The organism is Methylocystis bryophila (assembly GCF_027925445.1).
Classification (GTDB): Bacteria; Pseudomonadota; Alphaproteobacteria; order Rhizobiales; family Beijerinckiaceae; genus Methylocystis; species Methylocystis bryophila.
On the sequence record NZ_AP027149.1, the window covers coordinates 2,164,284 to 2,178,874 of the forward strand.

Genomic DNA, 14,591 nt, shown 5'->3' on the forward strand with positions numbered 1-14,591 from the left:
CCAGGCCGCGGCGGCGATCCCACTCAAACCAGCCAAAGGCGCTCGAAGGGAGCCAGAAATGTCGAATTCCAGAATTCCCGGCCGCAATTTTCTCTTTGTGCCGGGCCCGACCAATTTGCCGGATCGCGTGCAGCGCGCGATGATGGTCGCGTCCGAGGACCATCGCTCGCCCATCTTCCCCGATCTGGTGAAGCCGCTGTTCCCGCAGCTCAAGAAGGTCTTCGAGACCGAAAAGGCTCACGCCTTCATCTTCCCGGCGTCGGGCACTGGCGGCTGGGAAGCAGCGATCACCAACACGCTTTCGCCCGGCGACAAGGTGCTTGCGCAGCGCTTCGGCCAATTCTCGCATCTGTGGATCGACCTTGCGAACCGTCTCGGTCTCGAGGTCGTCAAGCAGGAGCGTCCCTGGGGCACCGGCAATGATCCGGAGCTGATCGAAGAGACGCTGAAGGCCGACAAGAACCACGAGATCAAGGCCGTCTTCGCCACGCACAACGAGACGGCGACAGGCGTGACCTCCGACATCGGCGCGGTGCGCAAGGCCATCGACGCGGCGAAGCACCCCGCGCTGCTCTTCGTCGACGGCGTGTCCTCGGTGGCGTCGCTGCCGTTCCACATGGACAAGTGGGGCGTCGACGTGATCGTGTCCGGCTCGCAGAAGGGCTTCATGCTCCCGGCCGGCCTGCTGCTGATGGCGGCGAGCCCCAAGGCGGTCGAGGCGGGCAAGTCCAACAAGTCCAGGCGCGCCTATTTCGAATTCCAGGACATGATCAAGAACAACGAGACCGGCTATTTCCCCTACACGCCGTCGATCCCGTTGCTGCACGGCCTCAAGGAATCGCTGGCGATCCTCTTCGAGGAAGGTCTCGATCAGGTTTACAAGCGCCACCATCACCTCGCCAGTGGCTGCCGCGCCGCAGTCGAGGCGTGGGGCCTCAAGACCTGCGCCAAGGAGCCGAAGTGGAACTCGGACACGGTGACGGCGATCGTCGTGCCGGAGGGCTTTGACGCGGCCAAGGTCATCGCCACCGCCTATAAGCGCTACAATCTGGCGCTCGGCGCCGGTCTCTCCGAGGTCGCGGGCAAGGTCTTCCGCATCGGCCATCTGGGCGATCTCAACGAGCTGATGCTGCTCGGCGCCATCGCCGGCGCGGAGATGGCGATGCTCGACAACGGCATCAAGATCCAGCCCGGTTCCGGCGTCGCCGCCGCCCAGGCTGTCTTTCGCGCCGACCCGCTTCTGAAGGTCTAAAAACAATAGGCAGTCGGCGATAGGCGGTCGGATTTGACGACTGCCTATTGCCGACTGCCGCTACAAAAATATCCAATATTCGCCGGATGGGGGGAAACGGCATGTCGCATAAAATCGTCTTTCTCGATCGCGAGACGCTCGACGCAAATTTGCGCAAGCCGAATTTTCCTCACGAGTATAAGGAATATGCGCAGACCGCCTCCACGGAAGTCGTCGAACGCTTGAAGGGCGCCGACATCTGCATCACCAATAAGGTGCCGCTGCGGGAGGATGCGCTCAAGCAGCTGCCGGAGCTGAAGCTGATCGCCGTCGCTGCGACCGGCACGGACGTGATCGACAAGGCCTATACGAGCGCGCACGACATCACGGTCTCCAACATCCGCAACTATGCCTTCAACACGCTGCCCGAGCACGTGTTCGCGCTGCTTTTCGCGCTGCGGCGCAACCTCGTGAACTACCATAATTCGGTGTTCCACGGGCGCTGGGGCTACAATAGTCAGTTCTGTTACTTCGATTATCCGATCTACGACATTGCCGGCTCGACGCTCGGCATTATCGGCTATGGCGCGCTCGGCAAGGAGATCGAGAAGCGAGCCGAGGCGCTCGGCATGAAGGTGCTCGTCAACGATGTGGTCGACCTGCCCAACAAGGTCGATGTGCCGACGCTGCTGCGTGAATCCGACATCGTCACGCTCAATCTGCCGCTGACGCCGCAAACCAAGAACATGATCGGCGCGAAAGAGCTCGCGTCCATGAAGAAGACCGCTTGCATCATCAACACGGCGCGCGGCGGCATCATCGACGAGGCGGCTCTCGCCGACGCCTTGCGCAAGGGCGTCATCGCCGGCGCCGGGATGGATGTGTTGACCGTCGAGCCGCCGAAGAATGGCAATGTGCTGCTCGACCCGACGATACCGAACCTGATTGTCACGCCGCATGTCGCCTGGGCCTCGAAGGAGGCGATGCAGGTGCTCGCTGATCAGCTCATCGATAATATCGACGCCTATGTCGCCGGCTCTCCACGCAACGTGGTGGCGGCTTAACGTTTAGAATGAGGGTTGCGACGCTCTGCCGTCATTGCGAGCGAAGCGAAGCAATCCTGAAGCCGTAAACAGCGGCAAAACGAGCAGCAAACCGTAATCCCGCTGATGGGTTCGCTTCGCTCGCAATGACGCTCTAGACCGCCATCGAGATCCGACATGACCAAGAAACTTCTCTTCCTGCTCGACACCGATCCTGTTCCCAGCGTCTTCGACACGGTCGTCGGCTATGACGGCGGCGCGGATCATGTGATCGGCTACGGCGGCGTGACGCCGGAGAATGTCGGCGCGCTGGTCGATGGCGCGATTTACACGCGCGGACCGAAGGAAAAGCAATTCACCGCGCTCTTCGTCGGCGGCGGCAGCATGGTGAAGGGCGAAGAGCTGTTCAAGGTCGTCAAGAAACGCTTCTTCTCCAGCTTCCGCGTGTCGACCATGCTCGATTCGAACGGCTCCAACACGACGGCCGCGGCCGGTGTCGCGCTGCTCGCCAAGGCCAAGCCGCTTGCGGGCTTGAAGGCGGTCGTGCTCGCCGGCACGGGGCCGGTCGGCATGCGCGCCGCGGCGATGCTTCATATCGAGGGCGCCGAGGTCGCGCTGACCTCACGCCAGCTGTCGCGCGCCAAAGCTTCAAGCGAGGCGATCAAGGAGCGTTTCGGCTTCGCGCCGACTCCGATCGAGGCTTTCGACAATGCGGCGCGCGCCGCCGCCGTCAAGGGCGCGCAAATCGTCTTCGCCGCTGGCGCGATCGGCGTGCCGCTGCTCGACGAGAAGGACTGGCAGAACGATCCCACGATCGAGCTGCTCGCGGATTGCAATGCGCAACCGCCGCTGGGGCTCGGCGGGGTCGAGGCGACGGACAAGGCGAAGGAGCGTCACGGCAAGATCGTCATCGGCGCGCTGGGCTTGGGCGGGTTGAAGCTCAAGCTGCATCGCGAATGCGTGGGCAAGATGTTCGAAGCCAGCGACAAGGTGTTCGACGCCGAGAACATTTACGCCTTGGCCAAGGAACTCGCTTAGCGTCGCTTGGCCCTCGAACGAATTCGGTCGGGCGACAGGAAATTACGTAAGAACAATAAGTTGGGGCGAATACCGGTCGCAAGAGGATCAACTTTTGCGCGAGTTTGCTCTGAACAGAGGGGGCGCCGCAGTGAGCGCGAAGAACGAACAGATTGGCAATTTCCTCGATGCGCTGGCGAGCGAGAAGCCCACGCCCGGCGGCGGCGGCGCGGCGGCGATCATGGGGGGCGTCGGGGCGGCGCTCGTCTCGATGGTCGCCAATCTCACGATCGGCAAGAAGGGCTATGAAGCCCATGACGCCGATCTCAAGGCCGTCAATGAGAAGGCGGAAGCCTTGCGCGCGGAGCTGACCGCCGCGATCGACGAGGACGTCGTCGCCTTCAACGCGGTGATGGGCGCTTATGGCCTGCCGCGCGGCACCGACGAGGAGAAGGCGGCGCGCGCCGCGGCGATCCAGAAGGCGCTGAAGGAAGCGACCGACGCGCCGCTGCGCGCCGTGAAGGCTTGCCATGAAGTGATCAAGCTCTCCACGATCGTCGCGGAGAAGGGCAATTTGAACGTAATCAGCGACGCGGGCGTCGCGGTGCTTGCCGCCAACGCTGGCCTTCGCAGCGCCGCGCTCAACGTGTTCATCAACGCCAAGTCGATCAAGGACCGAGACTTCGCCGAGACGCGCCTTGGCGAGGTCAATGCGCTGCTCGACCTCTCGGCCAAGAAGACCGAAGAGGTCTACGACGTCGTGCGCGGCAAGATCGGCTCGTGAAACATATCGGTTGAAGGAGGTCGAGAATGGACGTCCACGAATATCAAGCCAAGGAACTTTTAGCGAAGCACGGCGTCGCGGTTCCGCCCGGGACGATCGCCTTCAGCCCTGACCAAGCCGTCTATGCGGCGACGGAGCTCGGCGGATCGCATTGGGTCGTCAAGGCTCAGATTCACGCCGGCGCGCGTGGCAAGGCGGGCGGCGTCAAATTCTGCCGCACTTACCACGAGGTGCAGCAGGCGGCCCGCGAGCTTCTCGGCAAGCGCCTCGTCACCGGGCAGACCGGCCCGGAGGGCAAGCCCGTGCAGCGGGTCTATGTCGAGCTCGCCGACCCCTTCGAGCGCGAGATCTATCTCGGCTATGTCCTGGACCGGAAGCTCGAGCGCGTGCGCGTGATCGCCTCCAAGCATGGCGGCATGGAGATCGAGGAGATCGCCAAGAACACGCCCGAGGAGCTCCTGCAGGTCATCGTCGAGCCGGCGGTCGGCCTGCAGCCGTTCCAGGCGCGCGAGCTCGCCTTCCAGCTTGGCCTCAATTTGAAGCAGGTCTCTCGCGCGGTTCAGACGATACTGGGCGCCTATCGCGCCTTTCGCGATTGCGACGCGACGATGCTCGAGATCAATCCGCTCGTCGTGACCAAGGACGACAAGGTCCTGGCGCTCGACGCGAAGATGTCCTTCGACGACAACGCGCTTTTTCGGCGCCGCAACATCGTCGACATGCAGGATCCTTCGCAGAGCGATCCTCGCGAGGCGGAGGCTGCGAAATATAATCTCAACTACATCGGCCTCGACGGCGAGATCGGCTGCATCGTCAATGGCGCCGGATTGGCGATGGCGACGATGGACATGATCAAGCACGCGGGCGCCAGCCCGGCGAACTTCCTCGACGTCGGCGGCGGCGCCTCGGCCGAACGCGTAGCCACCGCCTTCCGGCTCGTGCTCTCCGACTCTCGCGTCAAGGCGGTGCTGGTCAACATCTTTGCCGGCATCAACCGCTGCGACTGGGTGGCGCAGGGCGTCGTCGACGCGGTGCGCGAGACCAATATCGCCGTGCCGCTCGTCGTGAGGCTTGCGGGCACCAATGTGGAGGCGGGCCGCAAAATCCTCGAGGAAAGCGGCATCAACATCATCACCGCCGACACGCTGAAGGAGGCCGCGGAAAAAGCCGTCGCCGCCATCGGCAAGACGGCCTGAGAAGAGGCGCGGTCGCGGAGGACAGCATGAGCATTCTGATCGACGAGACGACGCCAATCCTGGTCCAGGGCATCACCGGCGACAAGGGCAGCTTCCACACCAAGGAGATGCTCGATTACGGCAGCAAGGTCGTGGCCGGCGTGACGCCCGGCAAGGCCGGCAAGGCGATGCATGGCGTGCCGGTCTTCAACACGGTCAAGGACGCCGTGAGGGAGACGGGCGCGACGACGAGCATCACCTTCGTCGCGCCGCCCTTCGCGGCGGACGCGATCATGGAGGCGGCCGACAGCGGCATTAAGCTGATCTGCTCGATCACCGACGGCATTCCGGCGCAGGACATGATGCGGGTGAAGCGCTACTTCATGCGCTACCCCAAGGACCGCCGACCCATGATGGTCGGGCCGAACTGCGCCGGCATCATCAGCCCCGGCAAGGCGATGCTCGGCATCATGCCCGGCCATATCTACAAGCGTGGCAATGTCGGGCTGATCTCGCGCTCGGGCACGCTTGGCTATGAGGCCGCCTCGCAGCTCAAGGCGCTCGGCTACGGCATTTCGACGTCAGTCGGCATCGGCGGCGACCCGATCAACGGCTCCTCCTTCCTCGATCATCTCGTGCTGTTCGACAAGGATCCGGAGACGGCTGCGGTGCTGATCATCGGCGAGATCGGCGGCCCGCAGGAAGCGGAGGCCGCCGCGTGGATCAAGGACAACTTCTCCAAGCCGGTGATCGGTTTCGTCGCAGGTCTGACGGCTCCGAAGGGGCGCCGCATGGGGCACGCCGGCGCCATCATCTCGTCGACCGGCGACAGCGCGGCCGAAAAGACCGAGATCATGCGGTCCTTCGGCCTCGTGGTTGCGCCCAGTCCCTCGGAATTCGGCGAGACCGTCGCAAAGGTGTTGAAGAGCGCCTAGAGCATGTCCCGGAAAGGCGCGAAGTGGTTTTCCGGTCAAGACATGCTCTCAGTTCTTGATTTGGAGCTTAGTCCTTTCGGTCGCGTGGTTCCACGCGATCGGGACGCGCTCTAAGGCCTCGTCGGCGCCTGGCGGCGTAGGCGGATGCGAGGCTTGAAGCGGCAGAGCGAATTTTGCGCAAAAGTCGGTCGGCTTTTGCGATGGGAATTCGCATATTGATCCGGCGATTTTCTTGATCCGCGAACAATTCCGTTCGATGGACAAGGCGCTACAGGAATTCGCGAGACGAAGGGGATTAAGTCCGCATGAACGACGCCGGTCCCGCATCCTCGTCCGCTGCGCCCTCGGCTTTCGCGACGCGTTCCGTCAAAGAAGCCTCGGCATGGCTCGTCGAGCAGCTTTTGCTCGTCGTCGAGCGGCAACTGCCGGAGATCGCTCCCGTGCTGCGCGGCTTCTCCGCGGGCTCGAAGCTCACCGACTATGAGATGGGCCGCACCCTGCAGGCGCAGGGCATTCTGTTTCAGCTCGTCTCGATCGCCGAGCAGGCCTATGCGATGCGTCGGCGCCGCCATATCGAGCGAGAGCGTGGGCACGATCAGCTGCTCGGCACCTTCGATCAAGTGCTCGCCGGGGCGAAGCGGGCGGGCGTCACGGCCGACGAGATCCGGGCGCAGCTTCAGACCCTGCGCATCCGGCCGGTGATCACCGCGCATCCGACCGAAGCCAAGCGCGTTTCGATCCTGGAGAAGAACCGCAAGATCTATCTCTTGCTGCGCGAGCTCGAGTCCACGCGTTGGACCGACCGTGAACGCAACGCGCTCGGCGCGCAGCTGCGCGATCAGGTCGAGCTTCTGTTTCTGACCGGCGATCTCCACCTCGAGAAGCCCACGGTCGAGCACGAGGTCGCCTGGGGCCTGCATTTCTTCTCGGAGACGATCTTCGATCTTGCTCCCGAGGTCCTCGCGACCTTCGAGCAGGCGCTCGCCAAGCACTATCCCGATGAAACCTTCGAGGTGACGCCCTTCTTCCAGTTCGGCTCCTGGATCGGCGGCGACCGCGACGGCAATCCCTTCGTCACCAATGCGGTGACGCGCCAGACCATGCGCGACAATGCGCTGGCGAGCCTGAATTATTATCGCGGCCGCACCACCGAGCTTGGCCGCATGCTTTCGATCAGCCCGCGCGCCTCGCATATTCCGCAGATGTTGCGCGACGAGCTGGAGAAGCGGCTGTCGGCCTTGAAGGACGCGAGCTCGATCAGAGCGCGCAACCAGATGGAGCCCTATCGCCAGTTCTGCAATCTCATCCTCTATAAGCTCAATCAGACCCTGCTCGCGACGCGTGGAGAGCCGACGACCGATCAGCGCTACGCCAACGCCGACGAGCTGATCGCCGATTTCAAATTGATGGAGGCGGCGCTCGCCGAGGGACGCTCGGCGGCGCTCGCGACCGATCTCGTGCGGCCGCTGCGCCGGGCGGTGGAAGTGTTCCGCTTCTCGACCGTGCGGCTCGACCTGCGCGAGAACACGACGCGCACGACCCATGCGCTCGCGGACCTGTGGCGGGCGACGCGGGAAAACGATCCGCCGCAGGTCGACTCCGCCGAATGGCGCGCCTGGCTCGACGAGCAGCTGCAAACCCCGCCGCTCAGCATCGAGGAGCGCGAGCGCTTTTCCTCGGAGACGCGCGACACGATCGAAATGTTCGAGCTCGTCGCCGAGCTGCAGTCGAAGCTCGACCGCGAAGCCTTCGGCAGCTTCATCCTCTCGATGACCCATAGCGTCGCGGACGTGCTCGGCGCCTATGTGCTCGCCAAGGAAGCGGGGCTCGTCAAGCAAGGCTCCAAGGGCGTCTACTGCTCGCTGCCGATCGTGCCGCTGTTCGAGACGATCGAGGATCTTCGCGACGCGCCCGCCATCATGCGCGAGCTCCTCGCCATACCGATCGTCAAGCGCAGCGCCCAACGCCAGGGCGATCTGCAAGAGGTGATGATCGGCTATTCCGACAGCAACAAGGACGGCGGCTTCCTGCCGTCGAACTGGGAGCTCTACAAGGCGCAGGCGCGGCTCACGGCGGTCGGCCTGGAGCAGGGCGTCGCGATCGCCTTCTTTCACGGCCGTGGGGGCTCCGTCTCGCGCGGCGGCGCGCCGACGGGGCACGCCATCTCCGCTCAGCCGGCGGGCTCGATCCGCGGGCGCTTCCGCGTCACCGAACAGGGCGAGGTCGTCTCGTTCAAATACGCCAATCGCGGCACTGCGGCCTATCAGATGGAGCTTCTCGCCTCATCCGTCTTCACCCATGCGTTGAAGTCCGAGCGCGAGGATGCTCTGATCCCCCGCGCGGAATTCGAGCAGGCCTTCGAGGACCTCTCGAGCGCGGCGCTGAGGGCCTATACGGAATTCGTGGGCGACGCCAATCTCGTGCTTTATTTCCAGGCGGCCTCGCCGCTCGAGGAGATCTCGCTCCTCAATATCGGCTCGCGCCCAGCGCGGCGCTTCGGCGCGAAAAGTCTGGCGGATCTGCGCGCGATCCCCTGGGTGTTCGCCTGGGCGCAGAACCGCCACGCGATCACGAGCTGGTTTGGCGTCGGCTCCGGCCTCAAGCAGTTTCTCGATGAGCGCGGCGAGCCGGGCTTGGAGCTTCTGCGCCGGATGCATGCGGATTCACGACTTTTCCGCCTCGTGCTCGACGAGGTCGAGAAGGCGCTGATGCTGGTCGATCTGGAGATCGCCGGCAAATATGCGAGCCTTGTCGAGGACGTCGCCGTCCGCGAGAGCATTTTCGCGAAGATTGCGGCAGAGCATGAGCTCACCCGCGCCATGGTCCTGAAAGTGACGGGAGCGGCGACGGTCGGCGAGCGCTTCAAGGCCTATAAAGCGCGGCTCGATGATCGTTTGTCAACGATCAATCAGGTCAATCTCGAGCAGGTCGAGCTGCTGCGCCGCTTCCGCAGCGCGCAGGACGAAAACGCGCGGGAGCTGATCAAAATTCCGCTCCTGCTCTCCATCAGTTGCATCGCCTCTGGCCTTGGCGCCACGGGCTAATCAGAAAGGAAGGGATACATGTCTTTCACGCTCATCGAACAGGCCACGTCGCGCCTGCATCGCTCCGAGCTCGCCGTGCCGGGCTCGGCGCCCGGCATGTTCGAGAAGGCCGCGGCGTCCAAGGCGGACGTGGTGTTCCTCGATCTCGAGGACGCGGTCGCGCCCGACGATAAGGAGCAGGCGCGCAAGAACATCATCCAGGGCCTCAACGACATCGATTGGGGCAAGAAGACGATGACGCTGCGCATCAACGGCCTCGACACGCATTACTGCTATCGCGACGTCGTCGACGTGCTCGAGAACTGCCCGCGCCTCGACGTCGTGCTGATCCCGAAGGTCGGCGTGCCGGAGGACGTCTATGCGATCGACATGCTGATCACGCAGATCGAGCAGTATAAGAAGCGCACGAAGAAGACCGGCATCGAGATCCTGATCGAGACGGCGCTCGGCATGGCCAATGTCGAAGCGATCGCGAAGTCCTCGAAGCGCCTCGAGGCCATGTCCTTCGGCGTCGCCGATTATGCGGCCTCGACCCGCGCGCGCACGACCGTCATCGGCGGCGTCAACCCGGACTACGGCGTGCTCACCGACAAGGACAAGGACGGCAACCGCGACTATTACTGGATGGACCAGTGGCATGCGGCGCAGACGCGCATGATGGTGGCCTGCCGCGCCTATGGCCTGCGTCCGATCGACGGGCCCTTCGGCGACTTCAACGATCCGGAAGGCTACAAGGCCGCGGCGAAGCGCGCCGCCGTGCTCGGCTATGAGGGCAAGTGGGCCATCCACCCCTCGCAGATCGAACTCGCCAACGAGGTCTTCACGCCGTCCGAGGCCGAGGTGACCAAGGCCCGCCGCATCCTCGACGCGATGGCCCAGGCCGCCAAGGAAGGCAAAGGCGCTGTCTCGCTCGACGGCCGCCTTATCGACATCGCCTCGATCCGCATGGCCGAGGCGCTGATCGAAAAAGCCAGCGCGATGGCTGCGTAATTACGCCTCGCGAATGCCTTCTGCGCCCTCTCCCGTCCGCGGGGGAGGGCGTTTTTTTCAGGAGAGCATCTTCATCTTTGCCGCGCACTCCTTCTCCCACTTGTGGGAGAAGGTGGCCCGCCGAAGGGGGGTCGGATGAGGGCCTCGCCCGCATCGCAGCCTCTTCATTCCCCCTGCATGATCGCCTCGCGGATCATGTCCAGCGCAATGTCGCCGCCACCGATTACGACGTCATTCTTCAGCCGCAAGATGCGGTAGCCGCGCTCGCGCAGATAGGCGTCGCGAAGCGCGTCATGATCCTGCTGCTCCAGAGCCTCATGCGGCGCGCCGTCCAGCTCCACGACGAAGCGCCGCTCGACGCAGAGAAAATCGACGACGAAACGTCCAATCGGAACTTGGCGGCGGAACTTCAGATTGGCGAATTTCTTTCCGCGCAATGCGCGCCAGAGCATTTCTTCCGCCGTCGTCATCCGGCGGCGCAAGCTGCGCGCGAAGGCGGTCTTTGATTTTTCGACCCGGGCGGGCATTCCGAACCCTCATCCGACCCTCGCTAACGCGAGGGCCACCTTCTCCCACTTGTGGGAGAAGGACTCCGCAGCGTTACCCCTCCCTTGGCGCTTCCCCAAGCGGCGGCGTGCGCGAGACGACGTTGCGCTTGAAGCATTCGGGACGGTCGCGCCAGGGCGGCACGCCGTCCTGGCTCAGGGCGTGCTGTTTCGCCGCCGTCACGATGTCTTCGACATGCGGCGCGGACTCGAGGCCTGTCATCACATAGGTCCATTTGCCGGGAGCCGCGAGCGCGACGCTCGTGGGCCGCTTGCAGATCGAGAGACATTCGACAGCGACCGCGCGGATCGGCGCGGAGTCGCCGCTCTTTAGGCGTTCGTCGAGCGCCTCGTAGAAGTCGCGGCCCGGCCGGGCCTCGGCGTCGTCTTGCCCGCGACAGGTCACACAAACGAAAATCGTCGTCGCCGCGTCCTGCGTCACTTTTGCCTCTCCCAAATCTAAGCTTCGCGCCTCTCGCACGGGCGCCGTCACAAAGGCAAGCCGCCGCCGATGTGCTCGGCGGCGGGCCTTTTCGCTTCGACTTAAGCTGAACGTTACCGCGCCGCTGTCCGATCTCGCAGCGCCGGGCTCTGCGAGGCGACATTGTCGCTCGGGCCGACGCCCGGAATGCGGGCGAGCACATCCTTGATCGGGAACTCCGTCCAGGCCTGCGTCACATAGCTCTCGTGGGTATAATCCGAGCCCGTGTCGAAGAAGGTGACGCCGCGGCCGACCTTCGAATCGTCGTCGTTGAACGGCACGCCCCTCGAGGCGAGCATGTGCTTGAGGTCGTTATTGTGTCCCTTCGTCGATAGCGTGTAGGAGCTCACGAAGAAGCCGCCGGTCTTATGCTCCCGGGCGGCCCATTGGGCATAGGTCTCCAACTCGCCATAGGCGGCGTCGAGCAGCACCACGCCCTTCACCCGATTGGTCGAGGCGATGTCCCTGAGGCAGAAGGCCGCTGGCGCGAAGCCGCCGCTATAGGCGACCATGACGATCGGCATCTTCTGAAAGACGGCCTCCGAATCCGGGTCCCCGCGCAGCGTGGCCAAATGATGCGCCGCCTCGCCAAGGAAACGGGTGAAGGCGCCATGCTGCCAGAAGCGGCCGGCGCTGCCGTCGCGGGCGTCGACGGCGAATTGCGGCGCGACGAGCACCGCGTTGGCGCCCGAGGCCGTCACTTGCGCCGGCACCTTCTGGCGACGCAGCACGTCGCGCGTGAGCGTCGCCCCGAAGCCGTGGAAGAATACGACCATCACGGCGGGCTTGGTCGGGTCGAAGGTTTCCGGCACGTGAACCAGCACGCGCGAATCGCCGAAAGTCTCGTTCTCCCAAAGAACCCTGCCGGTGTACGAGCGGTGGCCGCGCTGGTCGCCGTCCCTCACGTCGAGAAAGGCCCGGCCGCCGGGAACGAGACCGTCGTAGGGAAAGGGCGCCGAGCCGAAGGCGACGAGCTTCGTCAGGCTCTCGGAAGGGCGATTGTTCATGCTCGGCATGCTCGGCGTGAAGACGCTGGCCGCGCGCTGCGGGGGTTCGTCCTCGACAGCGGCTGCGCTTTGCGACCATAGGCGCAGGTCGGTTGGCGGAATGGCGAAGGAGACATCTTTCGGCTGCGGCTCCGCTGCGCGGGCCTCGACCTTTTCCGACCTCAGCCGGGCAAGGCGCTCCCGGCGCGCGCCACTGGCGGAAAGGCTCTGGGCGTCCAAGCCGTTGTCCATTCCCTGGGGGCGCGTCGCCACATTCTGAGCCGCATTGCGATCGCAGGCCGCAACGAGCGTCAAGAGTCCGAACGCTGCGACCTTGAGCAGCGCGGCGCCCCCATTGCGGGCGGAGATCGCGCTTCGTCGGCTGGCGTGCGGCCTCAGCTCGACGCGCACGGCGGCTTTTCGCCAAGAGTTCATCGCGTCTACCTTTTTACGGACGCTCGGCGCTGCCGCGCTCAATCTCTGCAAGCTATGCGTCCTTGGTTACCAATTGCTTTCCCTTGAGCCGAGACACGCCCGAAGGACCTGTCTGGCGTTGGGGTTAATCGAAATTACGCATTGCGAAGGCGGCAGGTTTATGGTGTAAATGCGATAAATTCTTGCAAGGTCCCGCGCGCAATGACCTCTCCCTCCCAAAGCAATACGAACGTCGCCGCAGTCTCTCTGGTCGCCGCCACGGCCATAGTCATAGCAGACATGGTCGGAGTCGGAGTTTTTACTAGTCTCGGCTTTCAGGTTCAGGGTTTGTCTTCGCCTCTGGTGGTGCTGCTCCTTTGGCTTGTGGGCGGCGTCGCCGCTCTTTGCGGGGCGATGTGCTACGCGGAGCTTGCGGCGATGTTTCCGCGCTCGAGTGGGGATTACAATTTCCTCACCCACGCATTCGGGCCCGCCGTCGGCTTTCTCGCCGGCTGGCTGTCCGCGACGGTCGGGTTTTCCGCGCCGGTGGCGCTCGCGGCGATGGCGCTTGGAGAATATGCGAAATCTCTCTTGCCCGGCGTTTCGCCAATGATGCTCGGGCTGGGCTCGATTCTCTTTGTCACCATGGTTCACCTGAGCGGCGTCCGTCAGGGCAGCGTCTTCCAGATCGCCTCGACGGGGTTGAAGATCGCGGTGATTGTCGGCTTCATTGTGGTCGGCGCCGTCGCCGGTTGGCGCGCGCCGGCGCTGGATCTGGCCGGTTCGTTCCAGGCCAATCAAGTGTTCAGCGCACCCTTCGCGATCAGCCTCGTCTTCGTCATGTATGCTTATTCGGGCTGGAACGCCGCCACCTATATCGTCGGAGAAATCCGCGATCCGCAGAAGAACTTGCCGCGCGCGCTGTTCATGGGAACGGGCGTGGTGATCTTCCTCTATGTCGCGCTGAACGCAGTGTTCCTCTTCACCACGCCGATCGCAGAGTTTTCGGGCAAGATCAATGTGGCGGAAATCGTGGGAACACACCTGTTCGGGGAAGCCGGCGGACGTCTCGTCGACGCGCTGATCTCGATCGGTCTCATCTCTACGGTGAGCGCGATGATGTGGATCGGCCCGCGCGTCACGATGGTTATGGGCGAGGACCTCCCGGCGCTGCGGCCTTTCGCACAGCGCAGCCGGAACGGCGCGCCGACCTTCGCGACCCTCGTGCAGATGGTCGTGGCGAGTCTGATGCTCTTTTCGCAGAGCTTTGAGTCGGTGCTTGAATTCACGCAGTTCAGCCTGACCTTCTGCTCCTTTTTGACTGTTTTCGGAATGGTGAAACTGCGCTATACGCGTCCCGATCTCCCGCGCCCTTATCGAGCCTGGGGGTTTCCGCTGGTCCCGCTTGTCTTCCTCTCGGTGACGCTCTTCATGATGTACTATCTCCTCGAAACGCGTCCGCTGCAATCCGTTGCCGGATTGGCGGTTATGCTCGCCGGTCTCTTGGTTTACGCCGTCGTTTCGTCGGCACAGCTCGGCGCGATGGCGACCCGGCTTTCAAAACTGCGGCTCGGCCTGATCTTCGCCGTTGCAGCGCTGGGCGGGCTCAGCTTGGCGTCGCCGAAGGCGCAGGCGGCGAGCCCAGACGACAACGCCCGCTTTCTCGCGGGCCTGCCCGTGCCGGCCGAATCACCGCTGGCGCCGCTGACCAAGACCGCCGCCTGGGAGAATCACGCAAGGAGCTTCGACGGGGCCTTCAAGCTCGTCGACGCCACGCAGCTTTCTCACGTGCGTAATTGGGCCAAGGACAATTTGAACCTGCCGAAGCGGTCGAATCTGTTCTATCTCTTCAGCGGGCCGGACTTCCTTTACGCCAACGCCTTCTTTCCCGACCGCAACACCTATGTGATGGCCGGGCTGGAGCCTCCGGGCACGCCGCCGGACGT

At 63.9% G+C, this 14,591-nt stretch carries 11 protein-coding genes and 1 pseudogene; 9 read left to right on the top strand and 3 right to left on the bottom strand.

Features of this window, described 5'->3' with window-relative positions; genetic code table 11:
- Positions 1 to 58: 58 nt before the first annotated feature.
- The 8 genes from QMG80_RS10180 (at position 59) to QMG80_RS10215 (ending at position 10,219) form a co-directional block, all read left to right on the top strand.
- Complete coding sequence (locus QMG80_RS10180) at positions 59 to 1,252, top strand: aminotransferase class V-fold PLP-dependent enzyme (protein WP_085772716.1); 1,194 nt, start codon at positions 59 to 61, stop codon at positions 1,250 to 1,252.
- A 101-nt stretch (positions 1,253 to 1,353) separates the two neighbouring features.
- Positions 1,354 to 2,295: a D-2-hydroxyacid dehydrogenase gene (locus QMG80_RS10185; protein WP_085772717.1), complete on the top strand. Its 942-nt coding sequence runs from the start codon at positions 1,354 to 1,356 to the stop codon at positions 2,293 to 2,295.
- A 156-nt stretch (positions 2,296 to 2,451) separates the two neighbouring features.
- The gene (locus QMG80_RS10190) at positions 2,452 to 3,312 is read left to right on the top strand and encodes an NADP-dependent methylenetetrahydromethanopterin/methylenetetrahydrofolate dehydrogenase (RefSeq protein WP_085772718.1); all 861 of its coding nucleotides are present in this window, start codon (positions 2,452 to 2,454) and stop codon (positions 3,310 to 3,312) included.
- 130 nt (positions 3,313 to 3,442) lie between these two features.
- Positions 3,443 to 4,075, top strand: a complete 633-nt coding sequence (fchA, locus tag QMG80_RS10195) for a methenyltetrahydrofolate cyclohydrolase (protein WP_085773808.1) — start codon at positions 3,443 to 3,445, stop codon at positions 4,073 to 4,075.
- A 26-nt stretch (positions 4,076 to 4,101) separates the two neighbouring features.
- Positions 4,102 to 5,271: a malate--CoA ligase subunit beta gene (locus tag QMG80_RS10200; protein ID WP_085772719.1), complete on the top strand. Its 1,170-nt coding sequence runs from the start codon at positions 4,102 to 4,104 to the stop codon at positions 5,269 to 5,271.
- Positions 5,272 to 5,297: 26 nt separating this feature from the next.
- Positions 5,298 to 6,185, top strand: a complete 888-nt coding sequence (gene sucD / locus QMG80_RS10205) for a succinate--CoA ligase subunit alpha (RefSeq protein ID WP_085772720.1) — start codon at positions 5,298 to 5,300, stop codon at positions 6,183 to 6,185.
- Between the two features lie 305 nt (positions 6,186 to 6,490).
- Entirely contained in the window at positions 6,491 to 9,229 is a 2,739-nt protein-coding gene (locus QMG80_RS10210; RefSeq protein ID WP_085772722.1) for a phosphoenolpyruvate carboxylase, read from the top strand.
- Positions 9,230 to 9,247: 18 nt separating this feature from the next.
- The gene (locus QMG80_RS10215; RefSeq protein WP_085772723.1) at positions 9,248 to 10,219 is read left to right on the top strand and encodes an HpcH/HpaI aldolase/citrate lyase family protein; all 972 of its coding nucleotides are present in this window, start codon (positions 9,248 to 9,250) and stop codon (positions 10,217 to 10,219) included.
- A gap of 164 nt (positions 10,220 to 10,383) precedes the next feature.
- On the opposite strand, the gene QMG80_RS10220 is transcribed toward QMG80_RS10215, so the two are convergent.
- From QMG80_RS10220 to QMG80_RS10230, 3 genes are all read right to left on the bottom strand, one after another.
- Positions 10,384 to 10,746 (bottom strand): endonuclease domain-containing protein, encoded by a 363-nt coding sequence (locus QMG80_RS10220; RefSeq protein WP_085772724.1) that lies wholly within the window; start codon positions 10,744 to 10,746, stop codon positions 10,384 to 10,386.
- Positions 10,747 to 10,819: 73 nt separating this feature from the next.
- Entirely contained in the window at positions 10,820 to 11,206 is a 387-nt protein-coding gene (locus QMG80_RS10225; RefSeq protein WP_158658834.1) for a DUF1636 family protein, read from the bottom strand.
- Positions 11,207 to 11,319: 113 nt separating this feature from the next.
- The gene (locus QMG80_RS10230; protein WP_085772726.1) at positions 11,320 to 12,666 is read right to left on the bottom strand and encodes an alpha/beta hydrolase family protein; all 1,347 of its coding nucleotides are present in this window, start codon (positions 12,664 to 12,666) and stop codon (positions 11,320 to 11,322) included.
- A 201-nt stretch (positions 12,667 to 12,867) separates the two neighbouring features.
- Here QMG80_RS10230 and QMG80_RS10235 point away from each other — a divergent pair.
- Positions 12,868 to 14,163: pseudogene (locus tag QMG80_RS10235) on the top strand (APC family permease); the annotation flags it as partial.
- Positions 14,164 to 14,591: the final 428 nt, after the last annotated feature.

Coding starts and splice junctions, on each gene's coding strand:
- QMG80_RS10220 (WP_085772724.1), bottom strand. CDS start 10,746: ATGCCCGCCCGGGTCGAAAAATCAAAGACCGCCTTCGCGCGCAGCTTG.
- sucD (WP_085772720.1), top strand. CDS start 5,298: ATGAGCATTCTGATCGACGAGACGACGCCAATCCTGGTCCAGGGCATC.
- QMG80_RS10230 (WP_085772726.1), bottom strand. CDS start 12,666: ATGAACTCTTGGCGAAAAGCCGCCGTGCGCGTCGAGCTGAGGCCGCAC.
- QMG80_RS10215 (WP_085772723.1), top strand. CDS start 9,248: ATGTCTTTCACGCTCATCGAACAGGCCACGTCGCGCCTGCATCGCTCC.
- QMG80_RS10200 (WP_085772719.1), top strand. CDS start 4,102: ATGGACGTCCACGAATATCAAGCCAAGGAACTTTTAGCGAAGCACGGC.
- QMG80_RS10210 (WP_085772722.1), top strand. CDS start 6,491: ATGAACGACGCCGGTCCCGCATCCTCGTCCGCTGCGCCCTCGGCTTTC.
- QMG80_RS10190 (WP_085772718.1), top strand. CDS start 2,452: ATGACCAAGAAACTTCTCTTCCTGCTCGACACCGATCCTGTTCCCAGC.
- QMG80_RS10180 (WP_085772716.1), top strand. CDS start 59: ATGTCGAATTCCAGAATTCCCGGCCGCAATTTTCTCTTTGTGCCGGGC.
- QMG80_RS10185 (WP_085772717.1), top strand. CDS start 1,354: ATGTCGCATAAAATCGTCTTTCTCGATCGCGAGACGCTCGACGCAAAT.